Genomic DNA, 22,102 nt, shown 5'->3' on the forward strand with positions numbered 1-22,102 from the left:
CGAACGGAGCTACGCGAACCTCGCCGTCGCCCACGCATACAGGCTCCCGGGAATCGGCGGCTGCTTGCTTCGCCCTTTGCCGGAGATGTGCAGGCCGATCACGTTGGGATCGGTGACGAGGCCGAGATAGCTCGACGGATCGAAAAACAGCTTTGGTTCGGAATGCACCGCGTAGAACGATCGCTTCGGCAGGGCTCGCTGCAGATCGCCCGACCGGCGCGCGAGGATGGTCAAGGCCGGTGGCCCGAAAATGGCAATGCGGAGGTCCGACAAGCGCTGCGAGCCGCCGCTCAATCGCCGTATCGCAAAGCTCAGCCGATGGCTCAGTGACAGCCATTCCGGGGTCAGCTCCTCCTGCTCCATCAGCCCTTCGTAGGCGCGGACGATCTGATGTCCTTGCGGGAGATAGAGAACGGAGTTGCCGAGTCGGCGGGAACGCTCCCAGGCGAAGTAAGGCTTGGCCGGATCGATCTCGACGGGCCTGAGCAGCAGCACGTCGGCATCGAGCCAGAGGCCGAGGCCCTTCGCCATCAGCCTCATGCGGAAGAAATCGCTGAACTGCAGCGTGGTCCAGTCGCGCCAGCTTCCGTCCGGCTGCGGCGGCCTCAGCCGCTCGGAGAAGGCATGCGGCAGGATCGCTTCGGCATCCGCGTTCTCGATGCCCGCAGGCAGGCCCGGAATGGTGTCGAAGCTGTAGACGGTGACCTTGTGGCCGGCAGCCAGCTGCGAGCGCAGGCAGGTCTGGCGCAGCGCGTCCATCGGGCCGTGCCAGAAGGTGACGATCTCGGGAAGCATGTGGGCAGCTATACGATATCCAAGGCAAAGAAAAAGCCCCGGCGCGCGTCACGCACCGGGGCTTCGCCTGAAACTCGAGTTCAGGCCCAGGCGCGTTCGCGCTTGAGCTTCGCTTCATAGGTGTCGATCGAGGACTTCTTCTCCATCGTGAGACCGATGTCGTCGAGGCCGTTGATCAGGCAGTGCTTGCGGAACGGGTCGATCTCGAACTTGACCTTGCCGCCGTCGGGACCGCGGATCTCCTGGTTTGGCAGGTCGATCGTCAGCGTCGCGTTGGCGCCGCGCTCGGCGTCGTCGAACAGCTTGTCGAGGTCTTCCTGGGAGACGCGGATCGGCAGAATGCCGTTCTTGAAGCAGTTGTTGTAGAAGATGTCGCCGAACGAGGTCGAGATCACGCAACGGATGCCGAAATCGAGCAGCGCCCAGGGCGCGTGCTCACGGCTCGAGCCGCAGCCGAAATTGTCGCCGGCCACCAGCACCTTCGCGTTGCGATAGGCGGACTGGTTGAGGACGAAATCCGGATTCTCGCTGCCGTCGTCCTTGTAGCGCTGCTCGGAGAAGAGCCCCTTGCCAAGCCCCGTGCGCTTGATGGTCTTGAGGTACTGCTTCGGAATGATCATGTCGGTGTCGACATTGATGATCTTCAGCGGCGCCGCGACGCCTTCCAGCGTGGTGAACTTGTCCATGGTTGCGCTTCCCGAGGGGTGGTTAGGGACCGCGTATTTATCGCGATCAGGGGCTGAATCCTAGGCCGAATTCGGCAGGGCTAGTCTGCTTTGCTGAATCAAGCCGCGGATGAGGTCTGCTCCCGCTCCCGCTTGCGGGAGAGGGCTGGGGTGAGGGTTCTCTCCTCTGGGGGAGTGTCCCATTGCGGTGACACCCTCTCCCCAACCCTCCCCCGCACGCGGGGGAGGGAGTGCACCGCCCTTGCGGCGACTACTCCCCTTGAGCCTCGATCGCCGCCATATCGTCGTCCGAAAGACCAAAATGGTGACCGATCTCGTGAATCAGGACGTGACGGACGATGTGGCCGAGGCTTTCGTCGTGCTCGGCCCAGTAATCCAGGATCGGCCGGCGGTAGAGCCAGACCATGTTGGGCAGCCGCGCCACATCGCCAAAGCTCTGCTGGGGCAGACCGACGCCCTGGAACAGGCCGAGCAGGTCGAACTCGCTCTCGCACTCCATCTCGTCCAGCACTTCCTCGGTGGGGAAGTCGTCGACGCGGATGATCAGGCCTTCGCACAGCCTGCGGAATTCCGCCGGCAGGCGCTCGAAAATCTCGTGCGCGGTCGTTTCCATTTCGGCCAGCGAGGGCGCTTTCAGGTCCGTCCACATCGGCTTGTCTTAGCGTGGGTTTCGCTACGATGCATCCGGCTTTATAAGCGCTGCGAGGTTGACGGGCGCCGCCAAAACGGGGAGCGTGGGGCCCAGGTCGGGGTGGTCCAGGTGGGCGGTGAAATGCGAGCAAAAACAGTGCTGACGCTACTGTGCATGGGGTTGTTTTCGCTGCTTGGCGTTGCCGCCCAGGCGCAAACGGCCGGCAGCGGGGTTCACATGGCCCAGGCTGCCTCATCTGACGACCTTCCGCCGCCGCGCAAGCGGCCGCAGACCCGCCTGCGCGTCACGCCCTATGACGGCCCTGATGGCGTCTATCCGCGCTACAATCCGGGCCCGGATGCGGTCCGCGAGTGCAGCGTCGCCTATGTGCAGGAGCACCGGCCAAGCGGCACCGTGATCACGCCGCATATGAGCTGCTACTGGCGCCGCGGCTGATCTGAATGGCGGGGGCCGAGGTCGTCATGGCGAAATGGACTGCTCTCGCCGTCGTCGTCGCGTTCGCCGCAGGTCTGTCTCAGGCGTCCGCGACGCAGAGAGTGACGAAGCTGCCGGATGCTTCCGCCGGGCGCGCAATATTCGATGCGCGACGGCATCGGCGATACGACGAGGTGACGCGGTACACTCCGCGTCCTGATCCGCACTATTATGCGCGTCCCGTCTATTACCGCCCCTATCCTTACGGCGTGCCCGCGCCATTCGTGTTCGGCTACGGGCCGTTCTGGTGAGGCGACCCATTTGTTCATTCATGGCGCATTCACGTCGCCGTTCCTAGTTTAATCCCGGAAGCGACTGCAATGAACAGCAACGGCGCGAGACGTGGCGCCGCGATGCTGCTGTCCACATTGAGGGAGACATTCCATGCCGAGGATGTTGCGTCCCGGGGCACGCCCGTTGCGCTTGCTCGGGCTTGCGGCCGTCGCCGCCCTGATGCTGTCGGCGGGGACTGCCCGCCGCGCTGAAGCGATGACGCCGATCAACCCGACCGCGCTGCCCGCCGCGAAGATCACGAGCGGCGACGTGATCACGCAAGTCCGCTTTGGCGGAGGACACGGCGGTGGTGGACATGGCGGCGGCGGACATGGCGGCGGCTTCCATGGTGGTGGAGGTCACTTCGGCGGTTTTCACGGTGGCGGCTTCCGCGCTGCGCCGGCTTTCCATGGCGGCGGCGTGCGCTACGGCGGCATCCATTACGGCGGCTACCGCCGCCATTGGGGCGGCGGCTATTATCGTCCGTATTACGGCTATCGCCACTTCCACCGGCGCTATTATTACGGCGGCTACCATCCTTACTATTACCATCCGCGCCGTTGCCGGATCATCTGGACCTATTACGGTCCGCGCCGCATCTGCCACTGGCACCATTGGCATCGCTGGCACCATCCGTACCGCTATTGGTAAGTGGTCGACATGGAAAGGGCGCCTCAACGGCGCCCTTTGTTCGTCTGGCCGAACGCGTGCGATTGCCCGGACCGGCTCAGCGCCAATCCCTGACGTCGACGAAATGACCTGCGATCGCCGCTGCCGCCGCCATTGCCGGCGACACCAGATGCGTACGGCCCTTGAAGCCCTGACGGCCCTCGAAGTTGCGGTTCGATGTCGAGGCGCAGCGCTCTTCCGGAGCCAGCTTGTCCGGGTTCATCGCGAGGCACATCGAGCAACCGGGCTCACGCCATTCGAAGCCGGCCTTGATGAAGATCTTGTCCAGACCTTCAGCTTCGGCCTGCTCCTTCACGATGCCGGAGCCCGGCACGACCATGGCGTTGACGCTGGCCGACACCTGCTTGCCGTCGGCGATCTTGGCGGCGGCGCGCAGGTCTTCGATGCGGCCGTTGGTGCAGGAGCCGATGAAGACGCGGTCGAGCTTGATGTCGGTGATCTTCGTTCCCGCCGTCAGGCCCATGTACTTGAGCGCGCGATGCTTGGAGAGACGCTTGGCCTCGTCAGCGATCTTGTCAGGGTCGGGCACGATGCCGGTCACGGAGATGACGTCCTCGGGCGAAGTGCCCCAGGTCACGATCGGCGGCAGCTTGGCTGCGTCGAGGCGCAGCTCGTGGTCGAAATGCGCGCCTTCGTCGGAGCGCAGCTTTTCCCAGTAGCGCATCGCCGCATCCCAGTCCGCGCCCTTCGGCGCCTTCGGCCGGCCGCGCAGGAAGTCGAACGCCTTCTGGTCGGGCGCAACGAGACCGGCGCGCGCGCCGCCTTCGATCGACATGTTGCAGACCGTCATGCGGCCTTCCATGCTGAGCGCGCTGATCGCGTCACCGGCGTATTCCAGCACGTATCCGGTACCGCCGGCAGTGCCGATCTCGCCAATGATGGCCAGGATGATGTCCTTGCCCGTCACGCCGTCAGGCAATTTGCCGTCGACGGTGACACGCATGTTCTTTGCCTTCTTCTGGATCAGCGTCTGCGTCGCCAGAACGTGCTCGACCTCCGATGTGCCGATGCCGTGCGCGAGCGCGCCGAACGCGCCATGCGTGGAGGTGTGGCTGTCACCGCAGACGATGGTGGTTCCGGGCAGCGTAAAACCCTGCTCGGGGCCGATGACGTGGACGATGCCCTGGCGCTTGTCGAACTCGTTGTAATATTCGATGCCGAATTCCTTGGCGTTCTCGGCGAGCGCCTTGATCTGCTCGATGCTCTCAGGATCGGGGTTCGGCTTGGTGCGATCGGTCGTCGGCACGTTGTGATCGACGACTGCCAGCGTCTTCTCCGGCGCATGGACCTTGCGGCCGGTGGCGCGCAGGCCTTCGAACGCCTGCGGCGAGGTCACCTCGTGCACCAGGTGACGGTCGATATAGAGCAGGCAGGTGCCGTCCTCGGCTTCGTGCACCAGATGGTCGTTCCAGATCTTGTCGTACAGGGTGGTCGGCTTGGACATGAGCTTAAGCTCCGAAGGAATGTGTGTAAGCGATGAGCGCGGCAGGCCGCGCGGGGCAACAAAATCGTCAGCGCAGCCTTTAGGCTGCGCGCGTAAGCTCTGACGTTGCCGAGGTCGCGAAGCGTCCGAAGAACCGGCCAGGCAGCCGCGAGCGATCGTCGATGACGATGCGCTGGGGACTCACGAAGCTGGTCAGATCTGGAAACATTCTAGAAGCTATATAGCACGCGGGAGTTAAAGCGCGAGAGCCTAGCGGCATCGTCATTGCGAGGAGCCCTTGCGACGAAAGCAATCCAGGACTGTCTCTGCGGAAGGACTCTGGATTTGCTTCGCTGCGCTCGCAATGACGAGGTTGGGGAGAGCGTTTCGGCAAACAAAAAAGCGCGGAGCCGAGCCCCGCGCTTCTCAAAACTCGTCCGGACGCGACGCTTACTCGTTGACGGCCTTGGCGTGCTCGGTCTTCTCGACGATACGAGCCGACTTGCCGCGGAGATTGCGCAGGTAATAGAGCTTGGCACGACGCACCTTGCCGCGGCGCACCACCTTGATCGAGTCGATCATTGGCGACATCACCGGGAACACGCGCTCCACGCCCTCGCCGTAGGAGATCTTGCGAACGGTGAAGCTCTCGTTGAGGCCACCGCCGGAACGGCCGATGCAAACGCCTTCATAAGCCTGCACGCGGGTGCGGTCGCCTTCGACGACCTTCACGTTGACGATCACGGTGTCGCCGGGACCGAATTCCGGAATGTCCTTGCCGGCGGACAGCTTGTCGAATTGCTCTTGCTCGAGCTGCTTGATCAGGTTCATGGGTAAATCTCCATCGGCGCGCCCAGCCTTCGAAACGGGGGCCGCGCGAAATTCGTTTATCCAGCCATTGCGGATGTGGCCGCTCCTATAAGGCAAGCCGGAGCGTTTGTCACCCGTCTGTCTTGTTTTTTGGCGTTTTTTGGCGTCGCGGCCGATTCGGCGCCTTGGGTGGGATCTTGGGTGGGATTTGGGCCCATAAATCGGGTCGCCGCGCCGCTGTCAGGGCCTCGGATTGCGCCCGCCGCCAGCTGGCGACCTTGCCGTGGTCCCCGGACGTCAGGATCTCAGGGATCGGAACCCCCTCGAACAGCTGCGGGCGGGTGTATTGGGGGTATTCGAGCAGGCCGTCCGAAAAACTCTCCTCGGTTCCCGAGGCTTCCTTGCCCATGACCCCCGGCAGCAGCCGGACGCAGGCGTCGATCAGCGCTAGCGCAGCGATTTCGCCCCCCGACAGCACGTAATCGCCAATCGAGACCTCCTCCAGGCCGCGTCCGTCGATCACCCGCTGGTCGATTCCCTCGAACCGCCCGCAGACGATCAGCGGACCGGGGCCGCCGGCGAGTTCCGCAACGCGGGCCTGGGTCAATGGCCGACCGCGCGGGCTCATGAGAAGGCGGGGCCGGTCGGGGCCAATCTCGGCGGCATCGATGGCCGCCGCCAGAACGTCCGCCCGCAGCACCATGCCCGGGCCGCCGCCGGCGGGGGTGTCATCGACGCTGCGGTGGCGGTCGGTGGCCGAGGCCCTGATGTCCCGCGCCTCGATCTGCCAGAGGCCGGAGGCCAGCGCCCGGCCGGCCAGGCTCACGCCGAGCGGTCCCGGAAACATCTCCGGAAACAGCGTCAGCACCGTCGCGCGCCAGGGTGAGGGATGGGTCATCGGGTCTCAGTTCTCGTCCCGGACCTCGCCCGGACGACCCGGAGAGGTGCCCTCGTTCCTGTCGCCCTCGATCTCCTGCGGCAGCGCGATCACGACGCGGCCGCCGGCGATGTCGACCTCGGGCACCACTGCGTTGGTGAACGGCAGCAGCATCATCGGACCCTTCGGCGGGGCGATCTCGATGATATCGCCGGCGCCGAAATTATGGATCGCGAGCACGCGGCCGAGCGCATCGCCGTCAATGGTGACGGCGGCGAGCCCGATCAGATCGGCGTGGTAATATTCGTCCTCGTCGGTCGCGGGCAGTTTTTCGCGCGCAACGTAGAGTTCTATGCCGTTGAGGCGTTCGGCCTCGTCGCGGGTCGTGATGCCCTTGAACGTCGCGACCAGATGGTCTTTGCCTTCACGTGCCTGCGCCAGCTCGAACTGGCGCTTGCCGTCCTTGGAGAGGAGCGGACCGTAGCGCTTCACGGCAAAGGGATCTTCGGTGAAGGTCCACAGTTTGACCGCGCCGCGCACACCATGCGCGGCGCCGATCCGCGCGACGCAGATCAGCGCCGACATGGCTGAGCCTTAGCCCTTCGCGGCGGCTTCGGCCTGCGCCTTGCGCTCCTTGCGCGGCACGGCCTTCTCGGGGTTGTTGCGTGCTTCGCGCTTCTTGACGCCGGCGGCATCGAGGAAGCGGGAGACGCGGTCCGACGGCTGCGCGCCCTTGGCGAGCCAGGCCTTTACCTTGTCCATGTCGAGCTTCAGGCGGGTCTCGTTGTCCTTCGGCAGCAGCGGGTTGAAGTAGCCGAGACGCTCGATGAAGCGGCCATCGCGGGGGAAGCGCGAGTCGGCGACGACGACGTGATAGACGGGACGCTTCTTGGTGCCTGCGCGGGCGAGGCGGATAACGACGGACATTTAGTTCTCCTGAGTAGCTGCAAATTCAAAGGTTGATGTTGCTCGTCATAGCGAGGAGCGAAGCGACGAAGCAATCCAGACTGTTCCCGTGGAAGCATTTCTGGATTGCTTCGCTTCGCTCGCAATGACGGTCGAGGTCATTTCTTCTTCCCCAGTCCGGGGAAGCCGCCGAGCCCAGGCAGGGTCGGCTTGTTGCTGAGGCCCGTGAGCCCCGGCACATTCGGTAACCCCTGGCGCAAGCCAGCCGGCAAATCCTTCGGCAGGCTCGGCAGACCCTGTCCCCCGCCGCCCTGCATCTTTTCCTGAAGCGCTTTCATCTCTTCGGGAGACGGCATCTTCATGCCACCGCCAAAGCCCATCGCCTGCGCGATGCCGGCGAGCGGGCCGCGCTTGCCCGAGCCCATGGCCTTCATCATGTCGGCCATGTTCCGGTGCATCTTCAGGAGCTTGTTGACCTGCTCGACGCTCTGGCCCGAGCCGGCGGCGATGCGCTTCTTGCGGCTGGCCTTGAGCAGGTCAGGGTGACGGCGCTCGTCGCGCGTCATGGAATCGATCACCGCGACCTGGCGCTTCAGGATCTTGTCGTCGATCCCGGCGGCCGCGATCTGGTTCTTCATCTTGGCGATGCCGGGCATCATGCCCATCAGGCCGCTGATGCCGCCCATATTCGCCATTTGCAGCAGCTGCTCGCGCATGTCGTTGAGGTCGAACTGACCCTTGCGCATGCGCTCGGCGGTGCGCGCGGCCTTTTCGGCGTCGATATTGGCGGCGGCGCGTTCGACCAGGGACACCACGTCGCCCATGCCGAGGATGCGGCCGGCGATACGATCGGGGTGGAAATCTTCCAGCGCGTCGGTCTTTTCACCGGTGCCGATCAGCTTGATCGGCTTGCCGGTGACGGCGCGCATCGACAGCGCGGCGCCGCCACGGCCGTCGCCGTCCACGCGCGTCAGCACGATGCCGGTGAGGCCGACGCGCTGATCGAACGCGCGCGCCAGGTTCACGGCGTCCTGACCGGTGAGGCTGTCTGCGACCAGCAGCACTTCATGCGGATTGGCGGCGGCTTTGATCGCGGCTGCTTCCGACATCATCTCTTCGTCGAGCGTGGTGCGGCCGGCGGTGTCGAGCAGCACGATGTCGTAGCCGCCGAGCTTGCCCGCTTCCAGCGCGCGCTTCGCGATCTGCGGCGGCTGCTGGCCCGCGACGATCGGCAGCGTCGGAATGTCGAGGTCGCGGCCGAGCACGGCCAACTGCTCCATCGCCGCCGGCCGGTAGACGTCGAGCGAGGCCATCAGCACCTTGCGCTTGTCGCGCTGAACCAGGCGGCGGGCGAGCTTTGCGGTGGTGGTCGTCTTACCCGAGCCTTGCAGGCCGACCATCATGATCGGCACCGGCGGCACGGAATTGACGTCGATGCTCTGGCTTTCGGCGCCGAGCGTGTTGATCAGCTCGTCATGGACGATCTTGACCACCATCTGGCCTGGCGTGACCGACTTGACGACGGTGGCGCCGATGGCCTGTTCGCGGACGCGATCGGTGAAGCTGCGCACGACCTCGAGCGCAACGTCGGCCTCGAGCAGCGCGCGCCGCACCTCGCGCATCGCGGCATCGACGTCCTTTTCGGTCAGCGCACCGCGCCCCGTCAGACGATCGAGAATGCCGCCAAGCCGTTCCGACAGATTGTCGAACAATGCCGTTGTCCTGTTGCTGTCCCCAGTGAGGGGCGCGCCTTTATTCTCCGCTGTCATGCCCCGGCTTGACCGGGGCATCCAGTACGCCGCGGCACCTCGGTGTCTAGCCGAGCCGCCTCCGGGATACTGGATCGCCCGATCAAGTCGGGCGATGACCACGTCCTCGGGCAAACGATCTTCCAAACACCTTTGCGCCCGAGGGCGCACAGCGCTGTCGGGCGTTGACCTCTGACCTCCGGGGCCAGGCGGCGGGTCGTAAAGAAAGCCTTTCCGAGAAAGTGGCGGGGTTAAACGCCGCTCACGCCCAAAAGTCAAGGAAAGTTAGGGTGGCGGGGCGCCCTTGCCAGCCCAAGGCCTTGAAATCTGGGCATTTCCGGCGATGGGTTCCTTTTTGGGCGGCCCCGCCCATATAGCCCGGGATGCCCTATCGTCCAAACCATCCCTGAAAGCCGCCCGTGTCGGTCACCCGTCGCCGCCTGTTCGGACTGCTTGCCGGGGCCGGCGCAATGGCTGGCGTGTGCCCTCCCTCTGGATGTCTCGCATGAAAACCTATGACGGCCCCGCCTCCGACCATTTCAACGGCCTGCATTTCTTCGATCCGGACGGAGCGCCGCCGAAATCGCTCCGCGAGGTGCTGCGCTGGCAGTTCAGCGCGCGGGAGCGGGCGAAATGGCCGGTGTGGGTGCCCAGTCCCCACGCCGACACCCCGCCGCAGCGGGTCGACGGCGACAAGGCGCGGCTCTCCTTCGTCGGCCACGCCAGCTGGCTGATCCAGACCGGCGGCCTCAATATCCTCGTGGATCCGGTCTGGTCGATGCGCGTGTCGCCGGTCAGTTTCGCCGGGCCGAAGCGGCACAACGATCCCGGGATCGCCTTCGAGAAGCTGCCTGACATCGACGTCGTGCTGGTCTCGCACGGCCATTACGATCATTTGGACCTCGCGACGCTGTCGCGGCTTGCCAAGAATTTCGCGCCGCGCGTCGTCACCCCGCTCGGCAATGACGTCACGATGCGGAGCGCCGATTCCACGATCAAGGCCGAGGCATTCGATTGGCACGCGCGCGTCGAGCTCGGGGGCGGCATTGCGGCGACGCTGGTGCCGACCCGGCACTGGACCGCGCGCGGCATGTTCGACCGCAACAAGGCACTGTGGGCGAGTTTTGTATTGGAGACGCCGGCCGGCAAGATCTACGTCGTCTGCGATTCAGGTTATGGTGATGGCACGCACTTTCGCCGCGTCGCCGAGAACCACGGCAAGCTACGTCTCGCGATTCTCCCGATCGGCGCCTACGAACCGCGCTGGTTCATGCGCGACCAGCACATGAACCCGGAAGATGCGGTGAAGGCGCTCGCCGATTGTGGGGCAGAGCAAGCGCTGGGGCACCACCACGGCACGTTCCAGCTGACGGACGAGGCGATCGATGCGCCGGCGAAGGCGCTGGTTGAAGCGCTCGCTGCGGCGAACATCTCACAAGAGCGGTTTGTCGCGATGAAGCCCGGACAGGTGGTGGAGATTTAGCCGAGAGCTGGCATCATTCTCCGCTGTCGTCCCGGACAAGCGAAGCGCAGATCCGGGATCCATACGCCGCAGCAATAGTTTGGCGAACACAGGCAATGACCATTTCGCGGAACAACTGCTGCTGCGGCGTATGGGTCCCGGCCCCCCGCGCGCAATTGCGCGCTAGGCCGGGACGACAGCTGTATCTGGAGCAGGCAATGCGCCTCTTACCGCCTACTGCTCTTTCGGCTTGATCGACCAGCTCACATTGACCGTCACCGACAGCGTCTCCTCACCCGGTGCTACGGCTGCGGGCGCGGCCATCGGGGCAGCGGCCATGCGGCTCTTGAATAATGGCATCGGAGCGCTGCCTTCGGAGACGCTGAGCGGCGCGCCGAGCGTAACACCTGTCGCCTTGGCGTAGATATCGGCCTTGCGCCGCGCATCTGCCACCGCCTGCTCGCGGGCGTCGTCGAGCAGTTTTGACGCCTGCGTCACCTCGAACGAGATGTTGCCGATGTCGTTGGCGCCGGCGCCGACCAGTATGTCGATGATGCCTGCCACCTTCGTCACGTCGTGAATTTTCACCGTGACGCGGTTGGAGGCGCGGAAACCGACCACGGGCGATGCGCCGTTCGAGCGGTTCGGTGCATATTGCGGCTGCAGCGAAAGGCGCGAGGTCTGGTAGTCCTTCTCGGGGATGCCGGCCCCCTTCAGCGCCAGCAGCACCTTGCCCATCGCGGCGTTGTTGGCATCGGAAGCTTCCTTCGCCGACTTGGCATCATTGGCGACGCCGGCATCGATCTGCGCGAGATCGGGCGCGGCGGAGACGGTTGCCTCGCCGCTCACGGAGACGACGGACGGGAAGTCGTCGGCAAGCGCGGGCATTGTCGACATCGTGGCAGCAAAAATGGCAGCGAGGGCGGCAGGCTTTTTCATTGGGCTCACTTCAGCGGTACGAACACGTTGATCACGAGCTTGTCCTCGGCCGTCTTCAGGGGATCGGTGAGGTACTCCTCGATGAACGTGTCCTTGGCTTCCAGCTTCTTGTCGTCGAGGTGATTGGTGATCGCCTCGTAGGTGTTGTCCATGTTGTCGTAGGAGCCGCGATGGACGAATTTCAGCGCCTTGCCCTCAGGCGATTTGCCGATGCTCATGTCCTTGGGCAGGTTCTTCGGATCCTGGTCGATCGGGACTTCGGCGAAGAAGGTGAAACCGGTGTCGTCGGTCGAGGTGTAGACGATCATCGAATTGCCGGCGTGCTTGATGCCCTGCTTGTCGAGCACTGCGTTCAGCGATTTGAAGGCGTCGACCAGGGTGTCGAAAGCCGAGTCCCAATTGGCGGTGCCCTTGACCATCAGGACCTTCCTGGCCTCGAGCATGGTCTCCTGGCCAAAGGGATCGGCTGTTTGCACCGGCGCGGGCGTGGCGGCTGCGGCGGGCGGCGGTGTCGCCGGGCTCGGTGACGCGCTGGCCGCAGGCGAGGGGGCCGGCGCGGGAGTTGCTGCGGGCGCCGGCGAGGCGCTTGCGGCTGGTGAGGGCGTGGCCGATGGGGCCGGCGAGGGGCTGACCGATGCGGCGGGCGCCGGGCTCGGGGTCTGCGCCAGAGCACCGGACAGGCCAAGCGACAAGGCCGCTGCCGGGATCAGCGCGGCCAAAGCGAGACGACGAAACCCGAACATTCTATTCTCCCCAACAGCTTCCGTATCAAGACCTTGCCCACCAAGGGCCCGAATCCCGGCCGCGCATCCCCGATCGCGCGAACTGCGCCGTTCTAACACGCGGGCGTCAAATTCGTCCCATGACAGATGCGTCATGGCAGAGGTCCGGGCCGTTGCATCGCAAATCACTGGCCAGACGGCCAAAGATCGCCATATAAGGCAGGCGAAATTCGGGAATTTTCATGAGCGCGCTGGCCAACCACGCATTTGCCAAGATGAACGGCATCGGCAACGAGATCGTCGTTGTCGACATGCGCGATTCCGCGGGCAAGGTCACGCCTGATGACGCCCGCGCGGTGGCATCCCCACAAGGCGGCGTGCCCTATGACCAGCTCATGGTCTTGCAGAAGCCGCGGCTCGACGGCACCGAGGCTTTCGTCAGCATCTATAACAATGACGGCTCGGAAGCCGGCGCCTGCGGCAACGGCATGCGCTGCGTGGTGCGCCGCGTCTTCGAGAAGAGCGGCCAGACCACGGCGACCTTCGAGACCGCGGCCGGCCTGCTCAATGCCTGGCAGGGCCCGGCGCCCGACCTCTACACCGTCGACATGGGCGCGCCGAAGTTCGGCTGGCAGGACATTCCGCTGGCGGAAGAGTTTCGCGACACCCGGTACATCGAATTGCAGATCGGGCCGATCGATAATCCGATCCTGCATTCGCCGTCCGTGGTCAGCATGGGCAACCCGCACGCGATCTTCTGGGTCGACGACGTCAACGCCTATGATCTCGAGCGTTTCGGTCCGCTGTTGGAGAATCATCCGATCTTCCCCGACCGCGCCAACATCACGCTCGCTCATATCGTCGATCGCGAGCACATCACCATGCGCACCTGGGAGCGTGGCGCCGGGCTCACCAGGGCCTGCGGTTCGGCGGCTTGCGCGACCGGGGTCGCGGCGGCGCGGCTGAAGCGCACCGGCCGCAAGGTCGAGATGACGCTGCCCGGCGGCAAGCTCGGCATCGAATGGCGCGAGCGCGACGATCATGTGCTGATGACGGGCACCGCGACCTTCGAATACGAGGGCAATTTCGATCCGGCGCTGTTCGCGCCGGCAGGCTGATGGCCGTCGACATCGTCACCTTTGGCTGCCGCCTCAACGCCTTCGAGGCCGAGGTGATCCGCAGCAAGGCCGAGGGCGCGGGTCTCACCGATACCATCGTCATCAACAGCTGCGCCGTCACCAACGAGGCGGTGGCGCAGGCGCGGCAGTCGATCCGCAAATTGAAGCGTGAGCGCCCTTCGGCGCGCATTGTGGTCACCGGCTGTGCGGCGCAGACGCAAAGCGCGATGTTCGCCGGGATGACCGAGGTCGATCGCGTCGTCGGCAATGACGACAAGATGCGGGGCGAAGCCTGGCGCGCGGCGCGTGATGCTTTCGACCTCGGCGCCAGCGAGAAGATCGCCGTCAGCGACATCATGGCGATCAGGGAAATGGCGCCGCATCTGATCGACGGCTATGCGAGCGGCATGCCGCGCGTGTTCGTGCAGGTGCAGAACGGCTGCGACCATCGCTGCACTTTCTGCATCATCCCCTACGGCCGCGGCAATTCGCGCTCGGTGCCGATGGGCGCGGTGGTCGATCAGGTGCGTGCGCTGGTCGGGCGCGGTCATGCGGAGATCGTGCTGACCGGCGTCGATCTCACCAGCTACGGCACCGACCTGCCGGGCGCGCCGAAGCTCGGCCTGCTGACCAAGCAGATATTGCGGCATGTGCCGGAGCTGAAGCGACTGCGCATCTCCTCGATCGATTCGATCGAGGCGGATAGCGACCTGCTCGATGCCATCGCCGACGATACCAGGCTGATGCCGCATCTGCATCTGTCGCTGCAATCAGGCGATGACATGATCCTGAAGCGCATGAAGCGGCGGCATTCGCGGCAGGATGCGATTGCGTTCTGCGATCAGGTGCGCCGCCTGCGTCCGGACATCGTCTTCGGCGCCGATATCATCGCGGGCTTCCCGACCGAGACCGAGGCCATGTTCTCGCGCTCGCTCGATCTGGTCGAGGAATGCGGCCTGACCTTCCTGCACGTCTTCCCGTATTCGCCGCGCCCCGGCACCCCGGCCGCGAAGATGCCGCAGGTCGCGGGCGGTGCGATCAAGGAACGCGCGAAACGGCTGCGCGCGGCGGGCGAGGCAGGGTTACGGCAGCGGCTGAGCGCGGAGACCGGCGCGACGCGCAATGTGCTGATTGAGAGCAGCGGGCAGGGGCGCACCGAGCATTACCTGCCGGTGGCGGTTGCGGGCGAGCGCGTCGGCAACGTCGTGCCGGTGACGATCACGGGCGACGACGGCGAGCGGCTGACGACATGATCTGACAACATCACAGGTGTCGTCGCCCGGCTTGACCGGGCGACCCAGTACGCCGCGGCTTGTCCGTATCTCACTGACGTCTCTGGAGTACTGGATCACCCGCTTTCGCGGGTGATGACAGCGGAGTGTGCGGCGCGGACCGCGCCTGACGAAAGTCTACGACGCCCGTACCTGCCAGAAGCGCAGCGTGCGCCGGGCGTTCTCCGGCGACATGCGGGCAAAATTGCTTTGCGCCCTTGCAAGATCCGCCGGCTTCATCGCCCCGCTGGCAAAGCGGCTTTCGAGCACGGCAATGGTGGTTTCCCAGCCCAGTTGTGCGGCCTTGCACGGCACCAGCAGGCCGTCTTCGCGCAGGCTCTGCATCAGCGGACGAATCACCTCGACGGTTGATCCGGACAATGCCGCCAGTGCGGCCACGGCTTCTTCGTAGCGCCGGTGTCGCGCGAAGTTCAGCAACATCGCCTCGTTGAGCTGGCCGGTTGCCTTGAGATGGGCGATCGCGCGCTTGGCGCCTTCGAAATCGCGCGCGCCCGACATCTCGCGCTCGACGCCGACGGTGACGGCGGCAATGGCGCTCTGGATTTCCTCGAACAGATCGGGCGGTGCGCGCGACAGCAGGCGGGTGCGAACGGCATCAGTTGCGGAACGCAGCAAGCGCCGGCGCAGATCCGACGGCAGGTCGACGCGGACGCCGATGCTGACCGCGAGTTCGGGATCGCTCTCGGCCTGTCCGACGATGAGCGTGAATCCCTTTCCGGACAGGCGCGCGCCGGGATTGGCGGCGAGGCGCCGGCTGACGCTGGGGTAGCGCCGTGCCAGCAGCGCGTCGGTGACGATCTCCTTCAGCCACCACCGGCCGGCGACCGCGAGCAGGTGCGGTTCACCCTTGCTGGAGGCGATCTTCACCAACTCGCCGTCGTCCAGGCGCGCGGATTCCTGCAGCACGGGCCCAGCGATGCGAATCTCGTCATTGCTGGCGAGGCGGCGGATGACGGAGGGTGGCGCCTGCGCGACCGGCGCAAGCTGGGCGCTGATTTCGGCGAGCGCAACGCGTGCGCCCATGTCTGCGATGGCGCGCAACTCGATGGTGCCGATCAGGCGCTCGAGCACGTCGTCGAACAGCGCGATCTGCTCGTCGTTGAAGCTGCCGGCGGAGGAGAGGAACAGGTCGGTGACGCGCCGGGCGGTCTCCATGCCCTTTTCCGCCGAGCCGGTCCGGATCGCGGATTCGACCTCGTCGATGATCGATAGCTGGGCCGTGGACATGACGCGTTGCTCGTCCTGAGCGGATGGGAGGCTTGTTCTAAGCAATCGCCATCATTAGCGACGAGCACTGAACGTTTCGTAAACCATGCCTTGCGTGTGGCCAGATCGGATTGCCGCCACGAAGGTGGTGGGCTCCCTCTCCCGCTTGCAGGAGAGGGGTGGGGAGAGGGCTATCTCCGCGACGGGACAATCCCCCAGAGGAGAAAGTCCTCACCGGACCGCTGCGCGATCCGACCGCTCCCGCAAGCGGGAGAGGTGAACAGCCGCACCGTTATTCCCCGTTCCAGCCGCAGGCGCGGAGCTTTTCGTGCATGTGGGGCGGGGCCGGCGCGACCACGCGGACCGGCTCCTTGTTCCGGGAGATCGGCACCACGATCTCGCGGGAATGCAGGTGCAGCTTCGGCTCGCCGAAGCGCGGGCCGTTGCCGTAAATGTTATCGCCGAAGATCGGCCAGCCGGTCGCCGACGAATGCACCCGCAATTGATGGGTCCGGCCGGTCACCGGTTCCATGGCGAGCCAGGCAAAACCCTCGCCCCGGCCCATCACCTTCCAGTTGGTGATCGCCTTTTGCCCCTCGGGGTCGGGCTTCTGCCACCAGCCGCGTTCGGCATTGAGGCGGCCGAGGGGCATGTCGATGCTGCCTTCGTTTTCGGCAGGCCCGCCCTCGACCACGGTCCAGTAGGTCTTGCCGATCTTGCCATGCTTGAACAGGAGGCCGAGCGAGGCGGTGGCTTTCCGATGGCGGCCAAGCACGAGGCAGCCGGAGGTGTCCTTGTCCAGCCGGTGGGCCAGCACCGGTGGCCGCGGCAGGCCGAACCGGAGCGCGTCGAAAGAATCTTCCAGATTGGGCCCGCCCTTGGGGCCGCGGTGCACCGGCAGGCCGGCCGGCTTGTTGATGACCAGCATCAGGCCGTCGCGATGGAGCACGCGGCCCAAGATCTCATCAGCGGTCAATTGGGGAACATCGAGCAATTGCAAGACTTTCGTTTAGGGGCCGGAACGGCTAACACACCCCCGCCATGAACGATACCACCCCCGAAACCCCCAAGCTGAGCTGGTGGCGCCGCCTGTCCAACGGGCTGAAGCGCACCTCGTCCTCGCTTGGGACCGCGGTTGCCGACCTCGTCACCAAGCGCAAGCTCGACCGCGCCATGCTCGACGACATCGAGGACGTGCTGCTGCGCGCCGATCTCGGCACCTCAGTCGCGGTGCGGATCGCGGATGCGGTAGGCACGGGACGCTACGACAAGGCGATCTCGGCTGACGAGGTCAAGGACGTGGTCGCCACCGAGGTCGAGAAGGTGCTGGCCCCGGTGGCGCTGCCGCTCGTGATCGATGCGGCGAAAAAGCCGTTCGTCATCCTGGTCGTGGGCGTCAACGGTTCTGGCAAGACCACGACGATCGGAAAACTCTCACAAAAATTTGCTTCCGAAGGCCGCAAGGTGATGCTGGCCGCCGGCGACACGTTTCGCGCTGCCGCCATCGAGCAGCTCAAAGTCTGGGGCGAGCGGACGAAGACGCCCGTCATCGCGGGCGCGCAGGGCTCTGATTCCGCGAGCCTCGCCTTCAATGCGCTGACCGCGGCGAAAGAGCAGGCCGTCGACGTGCTCCTGATCGACACCGCGGGCCGCTTGCAGAACAAGGCCGAGCTGATGAACGAGCTCGAGAAGGTCGTGCGCGTCATCCGCAAGGTCGACGCTTCGGCGCCGCATGCGGTGCTGCTCGTGCTGGATGCCACCGTGGGCCAGAACGCGCTGTCGCAGGTCGAGGCCTTCCATCGCACCGCCGGCGTCACCGGCCTGGTGATGACCAAGCTCGACGGCACTGCGCGCGGCGGCATTCTTGTTGCGCTCGCGGAGAAATTCAAACTGCCGGTGCATTTCATCGGCGTCGGCGAAGGCGTCGACGATCTCGCAGCCTTCACCGCGCGCGATTTCGCCCGCGCGATTGCCGGAATCGAAAGTTAGAGAATGGACAAGACCCAGCCGCACCCGCTGTTCAAGCTTGCGACCGAGCTCGGGCCGCTGCTCGTGTTCTTCTTCGTCAATGCGAAGTTCAACCTGTTCGCCGCCACCGGTGCCTTCATGGTCGCGATCGTCGCGGCGATGATCGCCTCCTATGTGGTGACGCGCCACATCCCGATCATGGCGATCGTGACGGGCGTGATCGTACTGGTGTTCGGCACGCTGACCCTGGTGCTGCACGACGAAACCTTCATCAAGGTCAAGCCGACCATCATCTACGGCCTGTTCGCCGCGATCCTCGGCGGCGGGCTGTTGTTCGGCCGCTCCTTCATCGCCGTGATGTTCGACCAGATGTTCAATCTGACGCCGCAGGGCTGGCGCATCCTCACCCTGCGCTGGGCGCTGTTCTTCGCTGGCCTGGCGGTGCTGAACGAGGTGGTCTGGCGCACCCAGAGCACGGACTTCTGGGTGAACTTCAAGGTGTTCGGCGTCACGCCGCTGACCATGATCTTCGCCATCGCCCAGATGCCCCTGACCAAGCGCTATGGCGTCGAACCGGTGTCGCTGGAGACCAGCGAGGCCGAGGCGGGGGACGTGCGGAAGGGGTGAGCTGTCTCAGCTCGTCATTGCGAACTGAGGCGCAGCCACATACGCAACTGTCATCGCCCGGCTCGACCGGGCGATCCAGTATTCCAGAGACAGCAGTGAGATACGCAGAGGCCGCGGCGTACTGGATGCCCCGGTCAAGCCGGGGCATGACAGCGGTGTGTGGTTGGGTCCTTCGCAATGACGGTCTTGGCTAGGACCCCGCTTTCAACGCCTTCTCCATCTGCGGCAGCAGCACGGTGCGGAAATTCTCCGGCGTGATGGGGCCGACCAGCTTGTAGACGATGGTGCCTTCGGGGTCGACGACGAACGTCTCCGGCACGCCATAGACGCCCCATTCGATCGAGGCGCGGCCGTTGGCGTCCGTGCCGACGCGGCTGAACGGGTTGCCGTAGCGGCCGAGGAAGCGGCGCGCATTGTCGGGCGCGTCCTTGTAGTTGATGCCGACGATCTGGAAGCGCTTGTCCGTGGCGAGCTCCGTCAGCAGCGGCGCCTCCTCGTGGCACGGCACGCACCAGGAGGCCCAGACATTGACGAGGCTGACCTTGCCCTTGAACGCGGCGGGATCGAGGCCCGGCACTCGGATGCCGTCAGCCTGCAATCCCTCGAGCGGCGGCAGCGTGGTCTGCGGCACGGGATGGCCGATCAGCGCGGAGGGGATCCGCGACGGATCGCCGCCGCCGAGCCGAAACCAGAACAGCACGGCAAGGGCGGTGAAGGCGAGCAGCGGCAGCACCATCAGCAAGGTGCGGCGCGGTGCAGGTGCGGGGGGCGATTGATCGCTCATGTCGTCGTTCTTGGTGTGTCGATCGCGCTGCGGCCGGAGCGGCGGGTGACGCCGCTGCGCTCGAGCTCGCGCAAGCGCTGCGTCTGGTTGCGATAGTCGATCACGACCCAGCCGATCAGGAGCGCGACCACGATGGCGGCGGCGGCATAGGAGATCACGATGAAGGGCGCGTAGGGGCCAAGCGACATGATCATGCTGCTTTCCGACCTGCCTGCATCATCTGCAGGGAGCGGACGCGCCGGCGCAAAATCTCGTTGCGCATCGCAGCCAGGTGCAGCGTGACGAACAGCAGCGTGAACGCGACCGCCATCACCAGCAACGGAATCAGGAACGCCTTGTCGAGCGTCGAGCCGCCCATGCGCATCACCGAGGCCGGCTGGTGCAGCGTGTTCCACCAGTCGACCGAGAACTTGATGATCGGAAGATTGAGTGCGCCGACCAGCGTCAGCACGGCGGCAGCACGCGCTGCGCGCGAGGGATCTTCCACCGCGCGCCACAGCGCCATCAGGCCGAGATACATCAGGAACAGGATCAGCACCGATGTCAGCCGTGCATCCCATTCCCAATAGGTGCCCCACATCGGCCGGCCCCACAGCGAGCCCGTGAGCAGCGCGAGGAAGGTGAACGCGGCGCCGATCGGTGCGGCAGCTTTCGCGGCGACGTCGGCGAGCGGATGCCGCCACACCAGCGTGCCGAGCGAAGCCACACTCATCACGCCCCAGACGAACATCGAGAGCCACGCATTGGGTACGTGGATGAACATGATCTTCACGGTCGCGCCCTGCTGATAATCATCAGGCGCGGTGGCCGATTGATAGAGGCCGATCGCGAGCAGGATGATTGTCGCGGCCACAAGCCATGGCAGCACCCGCGCCGAGAGCGCGAGGAACCTGGTGGGGTTGGCGAGGTCAATCAGCGACATGGTGTTCTGATAATCACAGGTCGGCGCTCACGCAATCAGCATGGAAGCGCGTAGCGAAAGTTGATCGGGGTCAAGCCAATCGAACCCATTTTCAGTCGAGTCCATGTTTCAGGCTCGCCGCCGCCGCGAACGGGCCGATCACGAGGCTGACCAGCGTCAGCGCGCAGAGGATCGAGAATGGCGCCCCGAATGACAACGGCCCCGTGATCGCGGCTTGCGAGGCTGCGACCCCGAAGATGAGCACGGGTATCGACAGCGGCAGCACCAGCACGGCCATCAAGAGCCCGCCCCGGTGCAGCGTCACCGCCAGCGCCGCACCGATCATGCCGGTAAAGGTCAGCGCCGGGGTGCCGGCGAGCAGCGTCAGCGCAACGGCGCCGGTGGCGGCCATGTCGAGATTGAGCAGCAGGCCGAGCACGGGGGCTGCGACAACAAGCGGCAGGCCCGCGGCCAGCCAATGCGCCAGCGCCTTGGCTGCGCAGGCCAGTTCCAGCGGGGTCCGGCTCATCGTGATCAAATCGAGTGAGCCGTCCTCATGGTCGGCCATGAACAGCCGGTCCAGCGTGAGCAGGCTGGCCAGCAGCGCGCCGAGCCAGAGGATGGCAGGCCCCAGCCGCGACAGCAGCGCCAGATCCGGTCCCAGCGCGAATGGCATCAGCACGACGACGGTCAGGAAGAACAGCACGCCAATGAGCGCCCCGCCGCCAACGCGCAGCGCGATCTTGATGTCCCGACGGATCAGGGCGGAGAGGGCGGTCATGGGGGGCTCCGTCCGGGGCCGCGTATGGCCGCCTCTCGCCACAGGCAAACTGCGCTCCCTCCCCCCTTGTGGGGGAGGGTTGGGGAGGGGGGTAGCCCCGGGAGAGATGCTCGCTTGGGGCGAGGCGACAGCAACAGAGCGCTCGCTTCTCCAACGCTAGAATCGAGAGGCCGCGCCGTACCGCACCCCCCTCCCTGACCCTCCCCCACAAGGGGGGAGGGAACGGAGAGGCCGGCGCCCGGCCGCTTGGAAAACTGAGGGTCCACGATCCTCACGCCGTCCCCCCGATCCGCAGCTCCCGCGCTTCGATCCCGAGCGGCCCATGGGTGGCCGCAATGATCATGCCGCCGCCTGCCAGGTGGCCCCGCATCAGGCCGCCGAACATCTCCTGACCGGCGGCATCCAGTGCCGTGGTCGGTTCGTCCAGCAGCCAGACCGGGCGGCGGACCGTCAGCAGCCGGGCCAGCGACAGCCGGCGGCGCTGGCCGGCGGACAGGAAGGAGGCGGGCAGATCGGCGGCATGGTCGAGACCGACGGCCGCGAGACTCGCGGCCGCGTCAAAACGCTTGCCGCCGAGAAAATCAGCCCAGAATGACAAATTTTCCGCCACGCTCAGGGCCGGCTTCAGCGCATCGCGGTGGCCGAGATAGTGGCACTGCTCGGGCAGCGTCATGTCGGCGTCGCCGCCGTCCAGTACGATCGTGCCGCCAGCCGGAATGAGCAGGCCCGCGATCAGCCGCAGCAGCGAGGTCTTGCCCGAACCGTTGCGGCCGACGACAGCCACGGCTGCGCCGGAGGCCACCTCGAAATCGAGCCCGGAAAACACCTCGCGGCCGCTCCGCACGCAAGTGACCCCACGTCCGGACAGCTGCATCTGGCCTGGTACCAACCTGTTCAAGCCAGGCCTCAGGAATTGTTGGGGTAGCGCATCAGAATTTTTGGCTCGCGACTTGCTCGGTTCGATTGTG

26 protein-coding genes are annotated in these 22,102 nt (G+C 65.4%); 8 read left to right on the plus strand and 18 right to left on the minus strand.

Features of this window, described 5'->3' with window-relative positions; genetic code table 11:
- Nucleotides 1–9: 9 nt before the first annotated feature.
- The 3 genes from BM222_RS25455 to BM222_RS25470 form a co-directional block, all read right to left on the minus strand.
- Nucleotides 10–795, minus strand: coding sequence for a glycosyltransferase family 32 protein (locus tag BM222_RS25455; RefSeq protein ID WP_092233902.1), 786 nt, complete (start codon nt 793–795; stop codon nt 10–12).
- 80 nt (nt 796–875) lie between these two features.
- Nucleotides 876–1,481, minus strand: a complete 606-nt coding sequence (leuD, locus tag BM222_RS25460; protein ID WP_092233905.1) for a 3-isopropylmalate dehydratase small subunit — start codon at nt 1,479–1,481, stop codon at nt 876–878.
- 250 nt (nt 1,482–1,731) lie between these two features.
- Nucleotides 1,732–2,130 carry a metallopeptidase family protein gene (locus BM222_RS25470; RefSeq protein WP_092233911.1) on the minus strand — a complete coding sequence of 133 codons (399 nt, stop codon included), beginning with the start codon at nt 2,128–2,130 and terminating at the stop codon, nt 1,732–1,734.
- Between the two features lie 156 nt (nt 2,131–2,286).
- On the opposite strand from BM222_RS25470, the gene BM222_RS25475 reads away from it, so the two are divergent.
- From BM222_RS25475 to BM222_RS25485, 3 genes are all read left to right on the plus strand, one after another.
- Nucleotides 2,287–2,568 (plus strand): hypothetical protein, encoded by a 282-nt coding sequence (locus BM222_RS25475; RefSeq protein WP_092233914.1) that lies wholly within the window; start codon nt 2,287–2,289, stop codon nt 2,566–2,568.
- Nucleotides 2,569–2,594: 26 nt separating this feature from the next.
- Nucleotides 2,595–2,858 carry a hypothetical protein gene (locus BM222_RS25480; protein ID WP_092234117.1) on the plus strand — a complete coding sequence of 88 codons (264 nt, stop codon included), beginning with the start codon at nt 2,595–2,597 and terminating at the stop codon, nt 2,856–2,858.
- Between the two features lie 133 nt (nt 2,859–2,991).
- Nucleotides 2,992–3,531, plus strand: coding sequence for a hypothetical protein (locus BM222_RS25485; protein WP_092233917.1), 540 nt, complete (start codon nt 2,992–2,994; stop codon nt 3,529–3,531).
- 76 nt (nt 3,532–3,607) lie between these two features.
- Here BM222_RS25485 and leuC read toward each other — a convergent pair whose 3' ends face one another.
- The 6 genes from leuC to ffh all read right to left on the minus strand — a co-directional run bounded on the left by leuC (nt 3,608) and on the right by ffh (nt 9,298).
- On the minus strand, nt 3,608–5,014 hold the full coding sequence (gene leuC, locus BM222_RS25490; RefSeq protein WP_092233920.1) for a 3-isopropylmalate dehydratase large subunit: 1,407 nt from the start codon (nt 5,012–5,014) through the stop codon (nt 3,608–3,610).
- Nucleotides 5,015–5,443: 429 nt separating this feature from the next.
- Nucleotides 5,444–5,824, minus strand: coding sequence for a 50S ribosomal protein L19 (rplS, locus tag BM222_RS25495; RefSeq protein WP_092233923.1), 381 nt, complete (start codon nt 5,822–5,824; stop codon nt 5,444–5,446).
- A 109-nt stretch (nt 5,825–5,933) separates the two neighbouring features.
- Nucleotides 5,934–6,701, minus strand: a complete 768-nt coding sequence (trmD, locus tag BM222_RS25500; RefSeq protein ID WP_092233926.1) for a tRNA (guanosine(37)-N1)-methyltransferase TrmD — start codon at nt 6,699–6,701, stop codon at nt 5,934–5,936.
- Nucleotides 6,702–6,707: 6 nt separating this feature from the next.
- On the minus strand, nt 6,708–7,265 hold the full coding sequence (gene rimM / locus BM222_RS25505) for a ribosome maturation factor RimM (RefSeq protein WP_092233929.1): 558 nt from the start codon (nt 7,263–7,265) through the stop codon (nt 6,708–6,710).
- Nucleotides 7,266–7,274: 9 nt separating this feature from the next.
- On the minus strand, nt 7,275–7,607 hold the full coding sequence (gene rpsP / locus BM222_RS25510; RefSeq protein WP_014438992.1) for a 30S ribosomal protein S16: 333 nt from the start codon (nt 7,605–7,607) through the stop codon (nt 7,275–7,277).
- 137 nt (nt 7,608–7,744) lie between these two features.
- Nucleotides 7,745–9,298, minus strand: coding sequence for a signal recognition particle protein (gene ffh / locus BM222_RS25515; RefSeq protein WP_092233932.1), 1,554 nt, complete (start codon nt 9,296–9,298; stop codon nt 7,745–7,747).
- Between the two features lie 541 nt (nt 9,299–9,839).
- On the opposite strand from ffh, the gene BM222_RS25520 reads away from it, so the two are divergent.
- Nucleotides 9,840–10,817 (plus strand): MBL fold metallo-hydrolase, encoded by a 978-nt coding sequence (locus BM222_RS25520; protein ID WP_177243454.1) that lies wholly within the window; start codon nt 9,840–9,842, stop codon nt 10,815–10,817.
- Between the two features lie 213 nt (nt 10,818–11,030).
- Here the strand turns inward: BM222_RS25520 and BM222_RS25525 are convergent, their stop codons facing one another.
- Entirely contained in the window at nt 11,031–11,735 is a 705-nt protein-coding gene (locus BM222_RS25525; protein WP_177243455.1) for an SIMPL domain-containing protein, read from the minus strand.
- A 5-nt stretch (nt 11,736–11,740) separates the two neighbouring features.
- Complete coding sequence (locus tag BM222_RS25530; protein WP_092233940.1) at nt 11,741–12,478, minus strand: GyrI-like domain-containing protein; 738 nt, start codon at nt 12,476–12,478, stop codon at nt 11,741–11,743.
- 221 nt (nt 12,479–12,699) lie between these two features.
- Between BM222_RS25530 and dapF the strand changes: the two genes are divergently transcribed.
- Nucleotides 12,700–13,575: a diaminopimelate epimerase gene (gene dapF, locus BM222_RS25535; protein WP_092233943.1), complete on the plus strand. Its 876-nt coding sequence runs from the start codon at nt 12,700–12,702 to the stop codon at nt 13,573–13,575.
- Nucleotides 13,575–14,828 carry a tRNA (N(6)-L-threonylcarbamoyladenosine(37)-C(2))-methylthiotransferase MtaB gene (gene mtaB / locus BM222_RS25540; protein ID WP_092233946.1) on the plus strand — a complete coding sequence of 418 codons (1,254 nt, stop codon included), beginning with the start codon at nt 13,575–13,577 and terminating at the stop codon, nt 14,826–14,828. Before dapF ends, mtaB begins: the two co-directional genes overlap by 1 nt.
- A gap of 156 nt (nt 14,829–14,984) precedes the next feature.
- Here the strand turns inward: mtaB and BM222_RS25545 are convergent, their stop codons facing one another.
- Both BM222_RS25545 and BM222_RS25550 read right to left on the minus strand, forming a co-directional pair.
- On the minus strand, nt 14,985–16,094 hold the full coding sequence (locus tag BM222_RS25545) for a DUF2336 domain-containing protein (protein ID WP_092233949.1): 1,110 nt from the start codon (nt 16,092–16,094) through the stop codon (nt 14,985–14,987).
- Nucleotides 16,095–16,365: 271 nt separating this feature from the next.
- Nucleotides 16,366–17,067: an RluA family pseudouridine synthase gene (locus tag BM222_RS25550; protein WP_177243456.1), complete on the minus strand. Its 702-nt coding sequence runs from the start codon at nt 17,065–17,067 to the stop codon at nt 16,366–16,368.
- A 47-nt stretch (nt 17,068–17,114) separates the two neighbouring features.
- Between BM222_RS25550 and ftsY the strand changes: the two genes are divergently transcribed.
- Together ftsY and BM222_RS25560 are read left to right on the plus strand one after the other, a co-directional pair.
- Complete coding sequence (gene ftsY / locus BM222_RS25555; RefSeq protein WP_092233952.1) at nt 17,115–18,062, plus strand: signal recognition particle-docking protein FtsY; 948 nt, start codon at nt 17,115–17,117, stop codon at nt 18,060–18,062.
- A 3-nt stretch (nt 18,063–18,065) separates the two neighbouring features.
- Nucleotides 18,066–18,668, plus strand: coding sequence for a septation protein A (locus BM222_RS25560; protein ID WP_092233955.1), 603 nt, complete (start codon nt 18,066–18,068; stop codon nt 18,666–18,668).
- Nucleotides 18,669–18,858: 190 nt separating this feature from the next.
- Here BM222_RS25560 and BM222_RS25565 read toward each other — a convergent pair whose 3' ends face one another.
- The 5 genes from BM222_RS25565 to ccmA form a co-directional block, all read right to left on the minus strand.
- Nucleotides 18,859–19,452 carry a DsbE family thiol:disulfide interchange protein gene (locus BM222_RS25565; RefSeq protein ID WP_092233958.1) on the minus strand — a complete coding sequence of 198 codons (594 nt, stop codon included), beginning with the start codon at nt 19,450–19,452 and terminating at the stop codon, nt 18,859–18,861.
- Nucleotides 19,449–19,646: a heme exporter protein CcmD gene (gene ccmD / locus BM222_RS25570; protein ID WP_092233961.1), complete on the minus strand. Its 198-nt coding sequence runs from the start codon at nt 19,644–19,646 to the stop codon at nt 19,449–19,451. Before ccmD ends, BM222_RS25565 begins: the two co-directional genes overlap by 4 nt.
- The gene (locus tag BM222_RS25575) at nt 19,643–20,374 is read right to left on the minus strand and encodes a heme ABC transporter permease (protein WP_092233964.1); all 732 of its coding nucleotides are present in this window, start codon (nt 20,372–20,374) and stop codon (nt 19,643–19,645) included. The genes ccmD and BM222_RS25575 overlap by 4 nt, the downstream gene beginning before the upstream one ends.
- Nucleotides 20,375–20,465: 91 nt before the next feature.
- A complete protein-coding gene (gene ccmB, locus BM222_RS25580; protein WP_092233967.1) occupies nt 20,466–21,134 on the minus strand; it encodes a heme exporter protein CcmB in 669 nt (222 codons plus the stop codon).
- Nucleotides 21,135–21,405: 271 nt separating this feature from the next.
- The gene (gene ccmA / locus BM222_RS25585; protein WP_092233970.1) at nt 21,406–22,008 is read right to left on the minus strand and encodes a heme ABC exporter ATP-binding protein CcmA; all 603 of its coding nucleotides are present in this window, start codon (nt 22,006–22,008) and stop codon (nt 21,406–21,408) included.
- Between the last annotated feature and the right edge of the window lie 94 nt (nt 22,009–22,102).

It is taken from the genome of Bradyrhizobium sp. Gha, assembly GCF_900113735.1.
Taxonomy (GTDB): Bacteria; Pseudomonadota; Alphaproteobacteria; order Rhizobiales; family Xanthobacteraceae; genus Bradyrhizobium.